The organism is Desulfurococcus amylolyticus Z-533 (genome assembly GCF_000513855.1).
In the GTDB taxonomy this organism is placed as follows: Archaea; Thermoproteota; Thermoprotei_A; order Sulfolobales; family Desulfurococcaceae; genus Desulfurococcus; species Desulfurococcus amylolyticus.
Genome location: NZ_KI911318.1, coordinates 248,302 through 265,066, shown reverse-complemented (window position 1 = coordinate 265,066; position 16,765 = coordinate 248,302). Strand labels below are relative to the sequence as shown.

Here is a 16,765-nt window from a genome sequence, read left to right as displayed (position 1 = left end):
ATGCTGTATGGATAGCACTGCAGAGAAGGTCTGGCAGGAGAGGGAACTCGTGGGAAACCTAGTTAACAGTATCTGTAAAAGAATAAGTTTCCCAGATCAATGGACTACCCCGGTTTCATGGCTCTAGCCGGCTTTAATCCATTTAGTACTCTATATACTTCCCTTATCAGCTTGATTACCTCTTCTGCTTCCGCTTTCACGTAGTTTTCAATCTCTTCATATTTATTCTCAACATAGAGACTAGGTATATCTCTACCAGTTATCTTTGTTTTCTCGTACACTCTGTCTTTAACTGGTTTAGATAGCTCTTTAAACTCAAAATCGTTCATTATTACCAGTATCGGCTTTAAGTCTATGAATGGCTTGTTATATATAAATTCCTCAAATGTAATTTTAACAAGCTCTGGGTTTAGGAGCTTAGTCCTGTAGTATAGAAACATGAGGTCGAAGAATATGTTTAAGCCTATGGGTATAAATTCAAAGGTTTCTATTAATAACCTGCTATAACTTAGGAAATTCCTTATAATACCCTCCTCTCCATTAACCCACTCCCTAAGTATTTCAAGGTCTCCAATTGGAGTTAAATCCGGCTTGCTTAGACACTGATACTGGATTGTTATAATCTTATGTAGGAATGGATTGTTACCGGTTGTCTCAATATCAAAGTAGCATAGAGTCAACAATATCGCCCTTTATCCTTTGAATAGATCCCAGAACTACCTAAACATATCTTTATTGGGGATGGCGCCCCCCTATAATATGGGTCACCGAAACCGTTCTCCATCTTCAGTACTCAAACCTTGAGGGTCATCAAGGATCTTTACAATTGAAAGTCTCGCCTCTTTGATGCGGGGATGAAGATTTGTGGGCTCTGTATCCTTGTATACTGTTTTGGTGATGGGTTTCGTGTTTTTGAGTCTCGGGAACTACTCTCAAGCAATGTGTGATGGGTGTGTGGGATTGAATATCTGTGTTCCCGGGCAATGATACTCAGCATTCATAGCCCCGAGCCCCGCGTTAAGCTGGGTAGGGGTAACGCGCCCGAGACCGGGCGCGGGGCTAAACCAGGTAAGAGCCTGGAATGAAGCCCCAAACCACCCTGCAAGAATCCCCGCCCTTTAGGGCGGGGAGGAGGTTGGACGTCTCCATGAAATATTTTCAGCCAACTGATCCCCGGGATAACTGTTACATCCCTAGCCTGTTAGTCTAACATCAGGAACAGGAATAGGAATAATTTTAAGTTTAAAACTCCCTGCTTTTAATCTATGTATTCTTGAGGGAGCCGGGTCGTCTAGCGGCCAAGGATGCGGGGCTTTGGTCCCACACGGGAGGAAACCCCGTGACCGGGGTTCGAATCCCCGCCCGGCTACCTTTTATTACTCATCATTTAGTAATAATGGTTGGGGTTGATACGTTTTGACTGAGCTTGTGTATCAGGGCGACCCGTATTTGAAAGAATATATGGCCACTATTAAAGCCATTAAGGGAAGCAGGGTATTCCTTGATAAGACAATATTCCATCCACGCAGTGGAGGCGTTGAAAACGATACTGGTTACATGGTTTTCAATGAGGGGATGGTGAGGGTTGTAAATGTATATTATGATAAGGAGTCCGGGGATGTAGCCCACGAGGTTGACAATGCATCGCTACTTCCTCAACCTGGATCAAGCGTTAAACTAGTTTTAGATTGGGAAAGGAGGTATAGGCTTATGAGGCTTCATACGGCTGCCCATATATTATCCGCTATAATGTATACTAATTACAATGCATTAATCACAGGCGGGAACATCACGCCTGAATACGGGTACGATGATTACAGTTTAACAGAGTTCAGTCGTGAAATATTCGAGGAAGCCGTGAAGAAGGCGAACGAAGTGGTAGCAAGAAATATTGAGGTCAAAATATATTGGTTACCCAGAGAGGAGGCCCTGAGAATACCGGGAGTTGTTAAGCTAGCTAGTAAAATGCCCCCTGAAGTAGAGAAGCTAAGAATCGTTGAAATACCGGGAGTAGATATACAAGCTGATGGAGGACCACATGTCAAGTCGACTGGTGAAATTGGCGTGATCAAATTACTTAGAGTCGAGAACAAGGGTAAGAATAAGAAGAGGCTATACTTCAGTGTTGAACCGTGATCATGATTCTGGTTTCCAAGCCGACTCTAACTCAAAGACCCTGGGAACCATGCTTCCTCTTACAGTAGTCAAGTATTCCCCCCACATCCACTCCTTTTAATTCAGCATTCTCCCTAATGGATTCACATATTTCCCATGGAAATATAATCCATTCATCCACGATTTCACTATAATAGTCGGGCATTATAGTGCTCCACGGCTTCACATAGAGTGTGGCGAATTTCATATCTCTATATTTAAATCTACTTAACACATCAGCGGCTACTTGTAGGGTCCTGCCGGTATCAACTATATCGTCTAGAATGATGATTCTCTTATTATCTAGCTGGGGAAGGGCTGTGAAGGTAACATATGGTTTCTCACGTGTTTCCGCTATCCCCCTGTAAAATTTAACCTCTATAAAGCCCATTTCATCTATTCCAAGCAGATCCACGAGGATCCTGGCCGGTATCAACCCGCCCTTCGCTATCGCTATAATAGTGTCTGCAGTGTATTCGCTACTTATTTTCTCAGCTAGGTTCTTCAGCGATTCATGCAGCATGCTCCAGGATATATACCTAGTCTTAACCTTCTGAGGCACCATCTATCCCCCTGTTAATTAAATATTTTTAAGCCATGTATTTATTATGTTGAAGCGGGCACCATGGTTAAATACGTCTTTGTAACTGGAGGAGTACTATCCGGGCTTGGAAAAGGCATCGTGGCAGCATCAACAGGTCTACTCTTAAAGTCTATGGGCTACAGGGTTACAGCTATAAAGATAGACCCCTACTTAAACGTGGATGCTGGAACAATGAACCCCTATATGCATGGCGAGGTATTTGTCACCGAGGATGGCGGGGAGACTGATCTAGATATAGGGCACTACGAGAGGTTCCTGGGTATAGAGTTATCTAGGAAAAATAATATTACATCGGGACAGATATACTATAGCGTAATATCTAAGGAGAGGAAAGGAGAGTATCTGGGGCAATGCGTCCAGATAATACCCCATGTAACCAATGAGATCAAGGAGAGAATACGGGAGGTTACGAAGGAGCAGGGCGCTGATATAGCAATAGTCGAGATAGGGGGTACCGTGGGAGATATAGAAGGACTGCCGTTCCTAGAAGCAGCTAGACAAATGAGGTTTGAGGAGGGGGCCTCGAACACGCTTTACATGCATGTTGCCCTGGCACCTGTGTTATCAAGCGGTGAGATCAAGACCAAACCTATTCAACACAGTATACAGGAGCTTAGACGTATAGGTATACAGCCAGATATCGTGGTGGCTAGATCCACCAGACCCCTGGACCCAGAGGCGAGATACAAGATCGCGTTATTCGGCAACATACCCGTCGAAGCCGTCTTCAGCAACCCGGATGTGGACCTAGTATATAGGGTTCCACTGGTCTTGCATAGCGAGGGTTTATCAAGATACCTTGCCTCAAGGCTTGGATTAGAATATAGGGAACCGGATCTAACCCGATGGGTTGAGATCGTGGAAAAATATTCAAATGCTTCACACGTAGCTAGGATAGCTATGGTTGGCAAATACACTAAGATAAGGGATAGCTATATAAGCATTGTTGAGGCTTTACGGCATGCAGGCATATGGAGCAACACGAGGATTGAGCTCCAGTGGTTTGAAGCCTCAGAGATAGAGGCAGGCAAGGTGTCAGTTGAGGAGATATTGAAGGCTGATGGGGCTGTGATACTCCCCGGCTTCGGGCGCCGTGGAAGCGAGGGCAAGATACGTGTCATCAAGGCATTCCGTGAAGCCGGTAAGCCGCTTCTAGGAATATGCTTCGGTATGCAGTTGATGGTCGTGGAGGCCGCTAGAAACATGGCTGGATTGGAGAACGCTAACAGTAGCGAGCTAGATCCTTCCACACCCCACCCTGTAATAGATATCCTCCCGGAGCAAAGGAACCTGAACCAGTTTGGTGGAACACTGAGGCTTGGCAGTAGAAAAATAGTGATCGAGCCAGGTAGCCTGGCCTGGAAGATCTACGGTGTTAGAGAAGTGTTTGAGAGGCATAGACACCGCTACGGGTTAAACCAGAAATATATCGATATGCTCGAGAAAACCGGGCTAAGAATAACTGGTTGGAGTGAGGAGGGATATGCTGAGATAATAGAGTTAAAAGACAGTAATGTATTCTACTATGGGACGCAAGCCCATCCAGAGTTCAAGAGCAACCCATTAAAGCCGAGTCCAGTGTATAAATATTTCGTGGAATCCACAAGCCATTAGTCATTAAAAATAAGCCTCCTTAACTATATATAATAATGCCCCGATGAAAACCCGTCGGGAGACTACCCTCTGAGAGATGAAGAGTCCCCTGGCTACGAGGGGCATCCGGCATCCGGTTTCAATGAAATTTAAACCCTCTTTAACTATATTTTTCTAATGGTGCCGGGGTGCCCGAGCGGTCTAAGGGGGTGGGCTCGAGACCTTTCCGGCTACACGTGGGAGACCCACTGCCCCTTCACGGGGCGCGCGGGTTCAAATCCCGCCCCCGGCGTCTTCAAACAGGAGTGGATAAGTAGTTTAAATCAAGCCCCGATAATTATATTACCCTGATAAACCACTTACATATCTGGATAAGGAAAGAAGGGAATTCGTGATAAAAATTATTCAATCGATTCAAACATAAGGGTACCAGGTCTTGTAATAGTCACACATCTCTACGAATCAATTAATGGCTTAGAGATCGATGAGGAACTACTGCTTGAAAAAGACTACTCGCATTAGATCATTAAGTCCCGTTCCAGCATCTATGAACAGATTTAAAACCGTGTCACGAATAATTGTGAAATAATGGTGCGGGGGTGCCCGAGCTTGGCCAAAGGGGTCGGGCTTAGGACCCGATGGCGTAGGCCTGCGTGGGTTCAAATCCCACCCCCCGCACTCCCTCGAAGTAGTGGATGGTGTTAAATAATATTATTAGGTGAAATGTTTCCCCTTCATCAGGATTTTCAACCTTAACTCTTTATAAATGGGTTCGATGAAGGGTTTTTTAAGTCTACCGCAAGATTTATAAAGGTATATTCATAAGGAATATTTGTATGCACCTTAATGGGTGTTTTAACAATGTTTATAGATTCCACTGCATCATCTCCTGAGTCATCCATGGATAGTGAGTCAAAGAAGCCTAAGTGTCCTCAGGACAAGATAGTATATGATACAACACACGGGGAATACGTGTGCCACGACACCGGCGAGGTAATAGAGGAGAAAGTGATAGATGAGAGGCCTGAATGGAGGGCTTTTACATCAGAGGAGAGGGGTAGACGCGCGAGGACAGGTGGCCCGGTCACAGCTACAGTCCATGACATGGGGTTTACGACAACGATTGATTACACAGATAGGGATGCGGCGGGTAGAAGACTGACAGAGAAAAAACATGAGCTGGTTAAGCTAAGGAAGTGGCAGGCAAGAACGAGGATAACAACTAGTGTTGAAAGGAACCTAGCACAAGCAATGAACGAGCTGGATCGGTTATCAGATATATTGAATCTGCCCTCGTACGTTAAGGAAGAGGCAGCTAGAATATATCGTAATGCAGTTGAAAAAGGAATAGTTAGAGGCAGAAGTATTGAGAGTATAATAGCCGCTACAATATATCTTGCATGCAGAGAAATGAAGGTACCACGTTCACTTGATGAGATAACAAGACATACCAGGGTGAACAGGAAGGAGATAGCCAGATGCTATAGGCTCCTATTAAGGGAGCTACGTATAAAAGTTACTACAACCGATCCAGTGGACTACGTCCCTAGGATTGTACATGGATTAGGGCTTCCCGGACAAGCAGTTAAAATAGCTATCGAGATAATTAATAAGGCGAAGGAACAAGGTGTCACGGGTGGAAAGGACCCAGCCGGATTAGCAGCTGCAGCAGTATACATCGCTGCTGAACAGCTGGGAGAGAAGAGAACTCAGAAAGAGATAGCACATGTGGCAGGGGTGACAGAGGTAACTGTAAGGAACAGGTATAAGGAACTCGCGAAAATACTCGGACTAGAGTATGAATAAACCACAGATATTTCTCAGGCTACTGTGGATTTATAGATAACTTTAATATCTCTAGAAAACTGAATTATTAAGTGGTGGATAACGTAGGGTGGGTTAAAAATAGTTTGTTCAGTATTTCAACCCTAGTCTATAACCAATATGTTTTCAGGAGGTATCCCGAATTCCTCTATCAGGATCTGTTTTACTCGATGCCTGTGATCTCCCTGGAGCTCTATCCTCCCCTCTTTGAATGTGCCGCCAGTAGCTAGCTTCGTCTTCAATGCTTTCGCAACTTGCTTGAGGAATTCCTTATCGTTTGGTAATCCATCTATAATGGTTACTGCCTTACCGAATTTTCTCGTATCAAGCCTTATCTTGACAAGCGACTGCTCTATTCCTGATTGCTCACAGAGCTCTGGTGGTAGCCCACCGCATATTGATTCATCTATCTTCTCATCCATTGCCTACTCCATCACCAACTCAAAGATTCCAATTAGAAAATATGTAGAGGGAGGTTTTAAAGTCTTTGAACATTATACTGGTGTATGGTGGGCTGGCATGGTTAAATATAAGTGTGGTAGATGCGGGTATGTATTCGACGAGGAGGAGATGAGGAGGATCTTCGGTAAACAAGTTAAATGCCCTAACTGCACGTATGAGATAGTATACAAGGTTGCAAGACCATACAGAATCATTAAAGCTACTTAGCCTCGGTATGCTGTTTCCGCTTTCATATAGGTTTACTAGGGTTTACTATCAAAATTCTTTTATTGAAGAATGTAATCGCATGTATGAATCTATTCCTGAAGCACTCTGCAAGCCCAAGCAGGATGCAGGAGGAACAAAAACGAGGGGATGAAACAAGCTTATATAAACCTATATGAGGCCTGAACTCCCTAGTAGACCCCAATAGGTCTATCTCCCACCCCTGGCTAATGCAGCTAGCTCAAATACTAGTTTACCAGCCAGTATACTTGTAACATCGTTTACATCGACCAGCGGGTTTACTTCAACTATATCAAATCCTACCAGGCGGCTCGACGACCCCACTATTTTCTTTAATAGTCCAAGTAATTGTAGAGGGGTTAACCCGAAGGGCTCCGGGTTCCCCACGCCAGGCGCATATGATGGATCAATAACGTCCATATCTATGCTTATATATACCCTCCCTAACTCCACCGCTTCTACTGTTTTTTCAAGAACGTCTAGAACTGAGTATACCTTGATATTTTCCAAGGTTTTCAAGTACTCCAACTCCTCACCACTGTAGGCCCTGGAGCCTATATGTATAACTCTCACACCTTTCTCAACAAGTCTTCTAAGGAATGATGCGTGATTCAATCTTGAGCCGAGGTATTCATCCCTTAGATCGAGATGCGCATCAAAAACCACTAGGGTGTCAATGCCGTCCATTAGCCCGCTTACAATTGGGTAGGTGATTAAGTGTTCCCCTCCTAAGAAACCGAGGGGTATCCCCTGGTACTCCCTCCAAGCCCCCTTGGCAACACTTTGTATTATTGATAAGGATTTCTCTACATCTCCAGGTGGCAGGATAATGTTTCCCAAGTCGATGAAACCCTCGCTCTCCATGATTCTCCTAGTTGACAAACTATAGAACTCAATGTTACATGATGCGTTCCTTATATAGTCCGGCGCGAATCTTGAACCAGGCTTATATGTTGATGTGTAATCCATGGGCACACCGATTAATACCCCTATATTACTGCTGGACTCCATACAGGCAAACTTCACTGATCCCTGTAGTAGTAGCCTCCAATTCATGTTCACCACCACTTAAACGAATATTTAAGGTGAACGCGTTATTTAAAATTCAAGTACAAGGGGATCGAGTTGAGTAATGGAGAAGATATATATGGTAACATAATGGAATTAGCAAAGAAACGCGGTATATTCTGGGGAAGCTTCGATATATATGGTGGGTTAGCAGGCTTCTATGATTTCGGTCCGGTTGGAGTACTCCTCAAGAGGAATTTAATCAACCTATGGTTGAAGACATTCGTATACTCTAACGACCTAGTTGTGGAGATTGAAACACCGGTGATTAACCCCAGGATAGTATTTAAGGCAAGCGGACATGAGGAAAGCTTCATGGATCCTGTTGTAGAATGCCTTAAATGCGGTAGAGTATACAGGGCTGATCACCTGGTTAAGGAGGCAGCAGGCATAGATGTAGAGGGTTTAAGCCCCGAGGAAATACACAGTGTTATCCTGAGAAACAATATCAAGTGCCCCGAGTGCGGTGGTGATCTAGGTAAACCCTTCTATACCCTCCTATTGTTTAAAACAGAGATAGGCCCATACAAGGGGGAAATAGGCTACCTCAGGCCCGAGAACGCTCAAGGGATGTTCATAAATTTCGCGAATATTCTCAGAGTAGCTAGAAACAGGCTTCCACTAGGCATAGCACAGGTCGGCAAGGTTGCTAGAAACGAGATATCGCCACGCCAAGGGTTACTCAGGCTCAGGGAGTTCACTATAATGGAGCTCGAGTTCTTCTTCGATCCAGAAGAGGTGGAAGAGGCAAGTGGATACATTAATAGCATCGCAGATGTAAAAGTAAGAGTGCTCACTAGTGAAGCTAGAGTGAGGGGTGTAGAAGAACCAGTTGAATATACTATTAGAGAACTAGTTGAGAAACAGATAGTTAAAACCCCATGGCTTGCCTACTGGATTGGTTTAGGAGAGGTGTTTGCGAGAAGACTTGGAATACCACATGAAAAAATCAGGTTCATCGAGAAGCTACCTCATGAAAGAGCCCATTACTCCCAGCAGACATTCGACCAGGAAGTATACACCGAGAAATATGGATGGATAGAGATAGCTGGATACGCTTATAGAACGACATACGATTTAAGCAGACATATACAGTATAGTAAAGCGGACCTAACGTTCTTTAAACACTATGAGAAACCAGTTGAAAGAATTATCCCAAAAGCATATCCTGATCCAGGTAAAATAAAAGACCTCTATGGCGGGGAAATGGGAAGAATAATGGAAAGACTCGCTCAGAAAACTCCTGAGGAGATCTATAGAGAGCTGGCTGAAAAAGGATATGTCGAAATAGAGGGGCTTAAGATGCCTAGTGAAGCCTTCATAGTAAAGCAGGAAAGGGAGAAAATACATGGAGAGAAAATCATTCCACACGTCGTAGAACCATCATTCGGGGTTGAGAGGCTCCTATATATAGTCCTTGAATACTCGTACACGGTGAGGGATGGTAAGACAGTTCTAAAACTACCAGTATACCTAGCCCCCTACCACGTAGCAGTATTCCCATTAGTAACGGGCAAAAAGCAAGAGCATGCGAGGATAATTGAAATAGCTAGAAACATATATAGAAGACTCATTGCAAGAGGATTCAGAGTTATCTACGATGATGATGGAAGCATCGGTAGGAGGTATGCCAGGGTCGATGAGATAGGCATCCCATACGCTGTAACAGTAGACTACCAGACCCTGGAAGACGACACAGTAACTGTGAGAGATAGAGATAGCACTCTCCAGGAGAGAGTAAAGATCGATGAGCTCGAGAAATACCTGCTTATGAAATACGGGTTCCAGCCCGACCTACTTACTCCTTAACCAGCATTCGTGTTTTTAAGGTTGAACACGGTATATCTCAATATAATGGTGATTGAATGGAGCAGTCTACTAGTGGAGGAGAAAAGGAAACAGGTACACAACAGAAAATCGACGTCTCCAAGTTGGTCTCAATAATTCCACCAGCCTCCGAATTAAAGAAAAAAGAAAAGAAGCTGACTGAGAAAAGGGTTAGGATAAGGTTTGATCGGACACTAAACGAGCCAATAGCTAAAATACCCTCGGCTCTTGCATCAATGCTGGACATAAAGAATGATGAGCGGGTTGAAGTAGTAGTGGCCGGTAGGAAGAGATTCGAGTTTAAGGCACTAGTCTTCGAGTCCACTGATGAAAATGTTGTCTACGTATATCCAGGGGAAATAGAGAAAAATGGTGTTGCAGATAATAGTATTGCAACGATAAGGAAAGTCTGCTGAGATGATAATCTAAATGCATTTAAATGAATTAGCCTCATTAATAAGAACCCTTGTCGATGACTATGAGAAGCTCATAGACCAAGGGAAGATCCTTAAAAGCCTACATGATAAGGAACAGGTTGACTTATTCATCTCAGAAGCCAGCAAACTACTTGATTCCTCGGCACGTATCCTGCCAGAGGCTAAATTAGTTGTAAGTACCCATAGCTTGGGAGATCCTATAGTTAAACATATATCAGTGTACTATAGGATGTTAAAACTTATCAGTATAAGATACATTGTGGATCTCCTAGAGGAAGCCTTACCAGTCTACCAGGGGATGCCAGAGGTATTAAGCGAGCTTCAGAGGCTTTTAGCCGGGTTCAAGAAGCTGGAGGACACTCTTTAATCTTCACGATCCTACCCTTCACATATCTATACCGTGTTCCAGTCACCTCAACTATCACTAAACAACCATCCAGACCCCTCCTGGCTATCCGACCTAGAAATATCACTGGTCCATGTTTAACTGGATATCCATAGACCCTGCCATTACTTTCAATTATGAAGGCCTCTACATGCTTACCCAGGATTTCCTTTTTCTGCATAGTGTTATACCTTCTTACGACGGCTTTCAACCTGGCTATCCATTCCTCCACGCCACGTTCTTCGGATGGTATTTTTTCAAAGGCCGTATATGGGAGGGGAGTATACTTGTAGAGGGTTATTTTTTCAACACCTGCCTCACCTAGTTCGTTAACGGTTTTGAGCGTCTCCTCATATATCTTCCTGCTGGCGAAGGGTAGGCTATGCATCAGGTATACGTAGGGTCTAAGCGAGTTCTTCTTTAAGAGCCTCACCGCGTTCACTACGTCAGCTACTTTTATGGGTTTCCCTAATACCTTGTCATTATATATATCACTACCGGTTTCAAGCCCTATATGTACTGTTGTCCCAGGCAGGTATTTTCCCAGTATTTTAGCTACTTCATCGTTGACCAGGCATGCCTTGATATTCTCAATCATGACTACAACTCTACCCTGGGACACTGGTTTCAACGCGTTAAGACGTGATAGCAACTCCTCGATAGCTTCGGTGTTCGCTGGTGGGTTACACGGATTAGTTAAAGGCCCATTTACGAGTAAATCCCTCCCATAGTCTAGGATGTCCGGGGCGCTTAACACTATCCTACGTGCACCATGCTCGATTAACTCCTCTACTTCTTTCACTATACTATCAACACTCCTCGACCTAGCTGGGCCAAACATTGAGGGAACACTGCAAAAACCGCAACCAGGCGGGATATTGGCTGGGCAGTTAACTCGTTCCTCATTCTTACTGCTTCTACAGTTTCCGCAGAATATACAACCTATGCTCCCCACCATAGGGCGCATGAAATTACTGCATCCCCGCACGGCTTCCACATATACCCTGTAAACCTGTGGATAGTCGAACATTTCATCTATCCGTGCCCAGGGTTTGATAGAGGATAAAACATCGCTGGGAGTGTGTATGTGCCTAGTCGTTAAGGTGACTGCCCCATTATCTCTAAAACCTAGCGCCGGAACCTCGTGTTTACTACACCTATCCTCAACTATGCATTCCATGAATCTTTGAAGAGGTATCTCGGCTTCACCAACTATAACGTAGTCGATATCGAACCTCTTCAATAACTCACCGTATTCAAAGCCAACCGGCCCTCCCACGGTAATTACTGCTGAGGGATTAACTCTTCTAATATACCCTACGACTCTACCCAGAGCTCCCTTATCACTACTCATCGCTGATAGAAAGATGTGGGTAACACTTCTGACAACGTCCTTACTACCCATGGCTTTTTCGTATGGCATGAGCAATGTGTCGTATTTTTCAGAAAGCATGCCAGCTACCACTCGTGGACCCGCACCCACGACATCATATGTTGAGTACCTTTTACCCGTGGACCTGGCAAGTACATCGATAACCAGCATCCTCATTTTTCCAGCCTCGCCTAGATAATATTTTTGGATATAGAGCATTATAGCGGTGCACTATCCTCGGAAAAGTTCCCCACTGCTTGATCTATATACATACCGATGTCATTGACTCCCAAATTACTTAAATACCCTTTATACTAATGATTTATCTTGACCGGGATGAAAGGGGGTTAGTGGTGAGCGAGAGCCCTGAGAGAGGTTCGCTTGCTGAGTTAACAGCTATAGAGTACCTAGGTAACATGATGTCTATTGTGAGTGATCAGGTCTCAGTGTTAACGGCCCTAATGAACCAGTATTCTCCAAGCCCTGACATCGAGAAGATGTATGAGAGGGTAAGGTCTATTAAGCATCGTGGAGAGGAGATGAAAATAATGTTGATGGAGTACCTGGTTAAGAATAGCGAGGTAATGATGTATTCGAGGAGCTATATAGAGATGGTTAGAACCATAGATAGATTCATACAACACGTGGACAGCGTAGCGTACAGGATACTCATAGCATCTAAAAACAATATCAGTATAAACAACGACCTGATTACCACGCTTCAAACAATGATAGGGAAGGTTAGACAACAGGTTAACCTAATACAGGATTCGCTACAAAAGCTGTCAACGCATCCAAGAAAATCCATGGAGCATGTTGACGAGGTGTTGAAACTAGAGGATGAAGTGGACAACATATTTAGGGAGTCTATATTCAAAGTATATGAGACCTACTCTAGCTCTGTAGCTGGATTAATGGTTTTAAAGGATTTAATAGAATATATTGAAGAGCTCAGCGACCTACTCAAGAACCTCGGTGAGGAAATACGTTATCTAGCACTAGTGAGAACAGTAACGAGGTAAATGGGGTAGAGGAGTGCCAGGGATATTTACTACATAACAGGGTTATAATTCCCGATCCCAAATGCGCTTCTAAGATATACTGGGATGGATATTATGGTTCCTTTCTCGGCGTATCCAAGCCGAAGGATAGAAGCATAAGTGCCCCTCTAGAGCTCTCCCTGATAGAAGCTCTCTATCTTCTCAAGAGGGGCAGAATAAGGGTTTTCCAAGGCGACTCCTCACTAAATGCAGGGGATTTATATAGTATAGCTGTGGGAAAGATACCGAGGTTCGAGGAATTATACACAGTGTATAACGACCTACGTAGCCATGGCTTGATACCGAGAAGAGGGTTGAAATTTGGCTGCGACTACTTAGTATATAGGCATGGACCCGGCATAGATCACGCGCCCTTCGGGCTTCAAGTTTTCAGGGCCGACGAGATCATAGATCCAGTGGAATTAGTAAGGATGGGTAGATTACTCCACTCAGTAAGAAAGAAACTCATCATAGCAATCTATACTGGGAATAACATAGTGTACCACCTACTCGATTGGTGGAAACCATAGCTAAACCGAATCCCAGTTATGGCCAACCGTTCTCCGTCCACGGAGACGTAAAAACCATAGACGGGAAACGGTACCAGCGAACCACTTCTGAACATATATCTGGTGAGATAAGCACGAGTCTAAGTCTGTGTGAGCCTTAAAAACATTTTTCAACATTAAATGTTAACGAGAGATAGTGTAGCTGATAATAGTAAATCATGGGGTGTGCCTAGTTGAATAACACTAGTAGTGAGCGATGGAGGAATGAAGACCGGCGCCACTACGAGGGTAGAGGAGCCAGGTATGAGAAAACAGGGCATCATGGTAGTTATGCATCAACCCGTTTCCAACACCTCGAGGAGAAGAGGCTGGAGCCGCAGCCTATAGGTGATAAATGTAATCCTCTATGCCCATTTTTCACCTGCAACAAGAACGCCTTAATGATAACCTCCAAGCCTGTAAGGGGAAAAATGATCCGCGTTGCACAATGTAGATTAATAGGCGGAGATTGTATCAGCGGTGAGTGCCAATATGCATCGTGCAGGTTGAATTCACTACTACCAGATGGTAGATGTGCCAAGGCATTGGAGAGAAAGATTAAGCAGAGCAGCGATGAAGAAATGTTCAAGCAAATGAAGCAGTTCGAAGACTATGATGTAAGCGACTTCATAAGGTGATAAGACTGGTTAAAAATGCCCTCCTTGAACGCTAAATAATCTAATGTCAACGAGTGAACGGATATCATAGAGGTTGAAACTGCCTTGGCTTTTTTAAGGGTTAACTAATGCCCCATCTCTTATAGAGATTATGCTCTACATGTAATGCGTCGAGTATCTTCCCAACTATGAAATCGATGGTATCCTCTATACTTTTAGGCTTAATATAAAAGCCCGGTGAGGCAGGCATTACTACCGCGCCAGCCGTTGCCAGCCTATATAGGTTGAATAAATCTATGCTGGAAAGCGGGGTTTCCCTAAAGACTAACACTAGTTTATTCCTTAAACGCAATACTGCACTAGCTGTTCTCGTGACTAGATTATCTTGGATACCATTAGCTATCTTGGCAATCGTGTTCATCGAGGCAGGCACTATAACCATGTCTGCAAACACTAGATTACTACTGCTGGCTAGCTCCGATGAAAAATCATTTTCAGGGTAAACTGCCTTAACACCATTTAAGCCCTTGAGAAACTCCAAAAGATCTATGCCTTCCTCATATAAAGCCACTTTAACAGCGTTAAAGGTGTAAACCACGTAGACCTCACTATACTTGTTTTTAAACACATTTATTTTCTTAAGCAGACTCAACCCGTACGAGATACCGCTTGCCCCAGTTAAGGCGATAATAAGTGAGGAGCCCACCATTATTCATCAATCCTGCGCGGGGTCATCACATACTCAGACCTTTCGAGCCCTATCATCTAATTATGTTGATTACGTGGTTCATGCTTATTAAGTTGACTCATAATGTATAACGGTTATCTATAACAATAACATAAACATACCATTCACCCGAGAGCGGTTGTTTAGAATCTCTGTCGTTTGTCCCCCCGGGTTCATTATGGTCTTCCCGGGCTTCATCACCATAGTTCCTCCCCGGATCTCGGGAACTAGGGTCACTAAATAGATTCCTGGTCTTTAAGAATTATAATCTTGCCTCGGTATGCTGTTCCTGCTTTCATATAGGTTTGCTATTGAATTCTTTTATTGAAGTAATGTAATCGCATGCATGAATCTATTCCTGAAGCACTCAAGATGTGGTGTCACCCTGAACGCCCTCCAGCCATATGCAAGCCAAAAAAGGGATGCAGGGGAACAAGAACGAAGGGATAAAACTAATTTATATCAAACCTATATGAGACCTGAACCCCCAAGCATACAGCACATTCTGCCTGCAGCCCTAAAAACCATAAACACTGCTTCTGCCACAACCTTCTAGCTTCTCAGCTAAACGGTCTACATGCTGTAGGAGTGATGGTTTTTAAGGGAGTCATTATCGCAGTTATTAAGCGGGGTTAAATTGAGGATCATACTTATAATCGGTAGAAACGGGCTCTCGGAAATAATTGCTGAAACACTGCTTCAAGCGGTTAAAGCAGTGGAGCTCTCAACCAGTATGAAACTAGATGTGGAAATTATGCAAGAGGAGGAAGTAGTGTACCCTGTTATAAAAATCAATGATCTAAGCCCTATAGTAGTTAAGAGCCTACCCGATATCAGGGATCTGGTAAGGATTATTAGGGCCAACGTTGAGATCCGTGAACTGGTTCAGGATGCTGAAATACCTAGTACTCCCCGTGACAAAGCTATAAGCAAGGCCGTTCCTAACTCGATGAATGCATTTGAATACTTTTGATTGCTTCTGAATACTTTCTATTCGCTACCTTGGAAGTAGATGATGACTCATCATTGGTACTACCGGGTAATACTTGGAATACGGTGGCAGCTTGCTCTACTCCTGTATTGCAATGTATCTACGCGTCTTCAACACTTTATCAGGGTATACGACTACGCCTTTATCCGTTATCTCCATTATATGTCTCTTCATACTGTGACTTGTTCCACGCATCTTCCAAACTATTATGCTCCTAACTAGTTCTCCATCTATTTCATCAAGGTCTAGTCTCACTATTCCATCAGCCGCGTGCTCAACACCCGGGCCCCCGAATCCCCTCTCTGTCACTGATACCTGTGAAACGAGAAGGCTTGTGGTCCCCATTCCAGATAATACTTTCTTTAATTGAAGCACCACGTTTCTGGCTATTGAGGGCTTTAACAGATATAATGTTGAAACACTGTCAACCACAACTCTCTGGGCATTAATCTCCCTGATCGCTGTCCTCAATACATCGATCAACTCCTCAATGCTATCAGTATCCTTCACTACATATTTCTCCCGCTTAGCTGCTTCACCAACCCCACCGGTAAAGGCATCTATCACAGCGAACTTGCCCTCCTGCTCGTATTGGCGGACATCCCATCCAAAATTCTTCATGTTGATGCGTACCTGAACAGGATGCTCCTCAAGTGCAACATATATGCCTGGCTCACCGAGTTGTAGTCCATTCCAGAGGAATTGTGAAGCAAGTATTGTTTTCCCTGTACCCGGTCCCCCGCTTAATAGCACTATATTTCTCTTTGGTATACCTCCATTAAGGATGTCATCCAAGCCAGGTATCCCTGTTTTAACTCTCTCCACCATAATTATCGCCGTTACTATATTATTCTTCAACACTTATATATTGTTTTAATAGCTGTTGAGATA

17 protein-coding genes, 3 tRNA genes and 1 pseudogene are annotated in these 16,765 nt (G+C 43.9%); 14 read left to right on the top strand and 7 right to left on the bottom strand.

All coding sequences use genetic code 11. The annotated features are described in order from the left end of the window. Positions 1 to 104 precede the first annotated feature (104 nt). The gene (locus SPHMEL_RS01525) at positions 105 to 680 is read right to left on the bottom strand and encodes a hypothetical protein (RefSeq protein WP_042666981.1); all 576 of its coding nucleotides are present in this window, start codon (positions 678 to 680) and stop codon (positions 105 to 107) included. Positions 681 to 1,280: 600 nt separating this feature from the next. Here SPHMEL_RS01525 and SPHMEL_RS01520 point away from each other — a divergent pair. Both SPHMEL_RS01520 and alaXM read left to right on the top strand, forming a co-directional pair. Further along, a tRNA-Gln gene (locus tag SPHMEL_RS01520) sits at positions 1,281 to 1,369 on the top strand. Positions 1,370 to 1,416: 47 nt separating this feature from the next. After that, complete coding sequence (gene alaXM, locus SPHMEL_RS01515; protein ID WP_042666979.1) at positions 1,417 to 2,136, top strand: alanyl-tRNA editing protein AlaXM; 720 nt, start codon at positions 1,417 to 1,419, stop codon at positions 2,134 to 2,136. Between the two features lie 31 nt (positions 2,137 to 2,167). On the opposite strand, the gene SPHMEL_RS01510 is transcribed toward alaXM, so the two are convergent. Next, on the bottom strand, positions 2,168 to 2,719 hold the full coding sequence (locus tag SPHMEL_RS01510; RefSeq protein WP_042666977.1) for a phosphoribosyltransferase: 552 nt from the start codon (positions 2,717 to 2,719) through the stop codon (positions 2,168 to 2,170). 60 nt (positions 2,720 to 2,779) lie between these two features. On the opposite strand from SPHMEL_RS01510, the gene SPHMEL_RS01505 reads away from it, so the two are divergent. From SPHMEL_RS01505 to SPHMEL_RS01490, 4 genes are all read left to right on the top strand, one after another. Further along, a complete protein-coding gene (locus tag SPHMEL_RS01505) occupies positions 2,780 to 4,372 on the top strand; it encodes a CTP synthase (protein WP_042666974.1) in 1,593 nt (530 codons plus the stop codon). 161 nt (positions 4,373 to 4,533) lie between these two features. Further along, positions 4,534 to 4,643, top strand: a tRNA-Ser gene (locus tag SPHMEL_RS01500). 301 nt (positions 4,644 to 4,944) lie between these two features. Continuing rightward, a tRNA-Leu gene (locus SPHMEL_RS01495) sits at positions 4,945 to 5,029 on the top strand. 168 nt (positions 5,030 to 5,197) lie between these two features. Further along, positions 5,198 to 6,157: a transcription initiation factor IIB gene (locus SPHMEL_RS01490; protein ID WP_051400976.1), complete on the top strand. Its 960-nt coding sequence runs from the start codon at positions 5,198 to 5,200 to the stop codon at positions 6,155 to 6,157. Positions 6,158 to 6,279: 122 nt separating this feature from the next. Here SPHMEL_RS01490 and yciH read toward each other — a convergent pair whose 3' ends face one another. After that, positions 6,280 to 6,597: a stress response translation initiation inhibitor YciH gene (gene yciH, locus SPHMEL_RS01485; protein ID WP_012607726.1), complete on the bottom strand. Its 318-nt coding sequence runs from the start codon at positions 6,595 to 6,597 to the stop codon at positions 6,280 to 6,282. A 97-nt stretch (positions 6,598 to 6,694) separates the two neighbouring features. Between yciH and SPHMEL_RS01480 the strand changes: the two genes are divergently transcribed. Beyond that, the gene (locus tag SPHMEL_RS01480) at positions 6,695 to 6,844 is read left to right on the top strand and encodes a TFIIB-type zinc ribbon-containing protein (RefSeq protein ID WP_042666969.1); all 150 of its coding nucleotides are present in this window, start codon (positions 6,695 to 6,697) and stop codon (positions 6,842 to 6,844) included. Between the two features lie 207 nt (positions 6,845 to 7,051). On the opposite strand, the gene speB is transcribed toward SPHMEL_RS01480, so the two are convergent. Beyond that, positions 7,052 to 7,918: an agmatinase gene (speB, locus tag SPHMEL_RS01475; protein ID WP_042666967.1), complete on the bottom strand. Its 867-nt coding sequence runs from the start codon at positions 7,916 to 7,918 to the stop codon at positions 7,052 to 7,054. Positions 7,919 to 7,987: 69 nt separating this feature from the next. On the opposite strand from speB, the gene glyS reads away from it, so the two are divergent. Genes glyS through SPHMEL_RS01460 form a run of 3 tightly spaced genes read left to right on the top strand, consistent with a single transcriptional unit; the run spans position 7,988 to position 10,561 of the window. Next, on the top strand, positions 7,988 to 9,739 hold the full coding sequence (gene glyS, locus SPHMEL_RS01470) for a glycine--tRNA ligase (protein ID WP_042666965.1): 1,752 nt from the start codon (positions 7,988 to 7,990) through the stop codon (positions 9,737 to 9,739). 56 nt (positions 9,740 to 9,795) lie between these two features. Continuing rightward, positions 9,796 to 10,173 (top strand): hypothetical protein, encoded by a 378-nt coding sequence (locus tag SPHMEL_RS01465; RefSeq protein ID WP_042666964.1) that lies wholly within the window; start codon positions 9,796 to 9,798, stop codon positions 10,171 to 10,173. A 13-nt stretch (positions 10,174 to 10,186) separates the two neighbouring features. Then, entirely contained in the window at positions 10,187 to 10,561 is a 375-nt protein-coding gene (locus SPHMEL_RS01460) for a hypothetical protein (protein WP_012607721.1), read from the top strand. On the opposite strand, the gene SPHMEL_RS01455 is transcribed toward SPHMEL_RS01460, so the two are convergent. Further along, the gene (locus tag SPHMEL_RS01455) at positions 10,536 to 12,170 is read right to left on the bottom strand and encodes a B12-binding domain-containing radical SAM protein (protein WP_084322066.1); all 1,635 of its coding nucleotides are present in this window, start codon (positions 12,168 to 12,170) and stop codon (positions 10,536 to 10,538) included. The two genes, SPHMEL_RS01460 and SPHMEL_RS01455, sit on opposite strands and share 26 nt — an antisense overlap. A 134-nt stretch (positions 12,171 to 12,304) precedes the next feature. On the opposite strand from SPHMEL_RS01455, the gene SPHMEL_RS01450 reads away from it, so the two are divergent. The 3 genes and pseudogenes from SPHMEL_RS01450 (at position 12,305) to SPHMEL_RS01440 (ending at position 14,177) form a co-directional block, all read left to right on the top strand. Then, a complete protein-coding gene (locus SPHMEL_RS01450) occupies positions 12,305 to 12,973 on the top strand; it encodes a DUF47 domain-containing protein (protein ID WP_042666962.1) in 669 nt (222 codons plus the stop codon). Positions 12,974 to 13,002: 29 nt separating this feature from the next. Then, positions 13,003 to 13,521 (top strand): annotated as a pseudogene (gene endA / locus SPHMEL_RS01445) (tRNA-intron lyase); the annotation flags it as partial. A 212-nt stretch (positions 13,522 to 13,733) separates the two neighbouring features. After that, complete coding sequence (locus SPHMEL_RS01440) at positions 13,734 to 14,177, top strand: hypothetical protein (protein ID WP_042666959.1); 444 nt, start codon at positions 13,734 to 13,736, stop codon at positions 14,175 to 14,177. 100 nt (positions 14,178 to 14,277) lie between these two features. Here SPHMEL_RS01440 and SPHMEL_RS01435 read toward each other — a convergent pair whose 3' ends face one another. Beyond that, positions 14,278 to 14,865: a UbiX family flavin prenyltransferase gene (locus SPHMEL_RS01435; RefSeq protein ID WP_042666958.1), complete on the bottom strand. Its 588-nt coding sequence runs from the start codon at positions 14,863 to 14,865 to the stop codon at positions 14,278 to 14,280. Between the two features lie 655 nt (positions 14,866 to 15,520). Here SPHMEL_RS01435 and SPHMEL_RS01430 point away from each other — a divergent pair. Next, positions 15,521 to 15,856, top strand: a complete 336-nt coding sequence (locus SPHMEL_RS01430) for a hypothetical protein (protein WP_012607715.1) — start codon at positions 15,521 to 15,523, stop codon at positions 15,854 to 15,856. Between the two features lie 96 nt (positions 15,857 to 15,952). Here the strand turns inward: SPHMEL_RS01430 and SPHMEL_RS01425 are convergent, their stop codons facing one another. Then, on the bottom strand, positions 15,953 to 16,702 hold the full coding sequence (locus SPHMEL_RS01425) for a KaiC domain-containing protein (protein ID WP_042666957.1): 750 nt from the start codon (positions 16,700 to 16,702) through the stop codon (positions 15,953 to 15,955). Between the last annotated feature and the right edge of the window lie 63 nt (positions 16,703 to 16,765).

Coding starts and splice junctions, on each gene's coding strand:
- SPHMEL_RS01510 (WP_042666977.1), bottom strand. CDS start 2,719: ATGGTGCCTCAGAAGGTTAAGACTAGGTATATATCCTGGAGCATGCTG.
- SPHMEL_RS01505 (WP_042666974.1), top strand. CDS start 2,780: ATGGTTAAATACGTCTTTGTAACTGGAGGAGTACTATCCGGGCTTGGA.
- SPHMEL_RS01490 (WP_051400976.1), top strand. CDS start 5,198: ATGGGTGTTTTAACAATGTTTATAGATTCCACTGCATCATCTCCTGAG.
- yciH (WP_012607726.1), bottom strand. CDS start 6,597: ATGGATGAGAAGATAGATGAATCAATATGCGGTGGGCTACCACCAGAG.
- SPHMEL_RS01480 (WP_042666969.1), top strand. CDS start 6,695: ATGGTTAAATATAAGTGTGGTAGATGCGGGTATGTATTCGACGAGGAG.
- speB (WP_042666967.1), bottom strand. CDS start 7,918: ATGAATTGGAGGCTACTACTACAGGGATCAGTGAAGTTTGCCTGTATG.
- SPHMEL_RS01465 (WP_042666964.1), top strand. CDS start 9,796: ATGGAGCAGTCTACTAGTGGAGGAGAAAAGGAAACAGGTACACAACAG.
- SPHMEL_RS01460 (WP_012607721.1), top strand. CDS start 10,187: ATGCATTTAAATGAATTAGCCTCATTAATAAGAACCCTTGTCGATGAC.
- SPHMEL_RS01455 (WP_084322066.1), bottom strand. CDS start 12,170: ATGCTCTATATCCAAAAATATTATCTAGGCGAGGCTGGAAAAATGAGG.
- SPHMEL_RS01435 (WP_042666958.1), bottom strand. CDS start 14,865: ATGGTGGGCTCCTCACTTATTATCGCCTTAACTGGGGCAAGCGGTATC.
- SPHMEL_RS01425 (WP_042666957.1), bottom strand. CDS start 16,702: ATGGTGGAGAGAGTTAAAACAGGGATACCTGGCTTGGATGACATCCTT.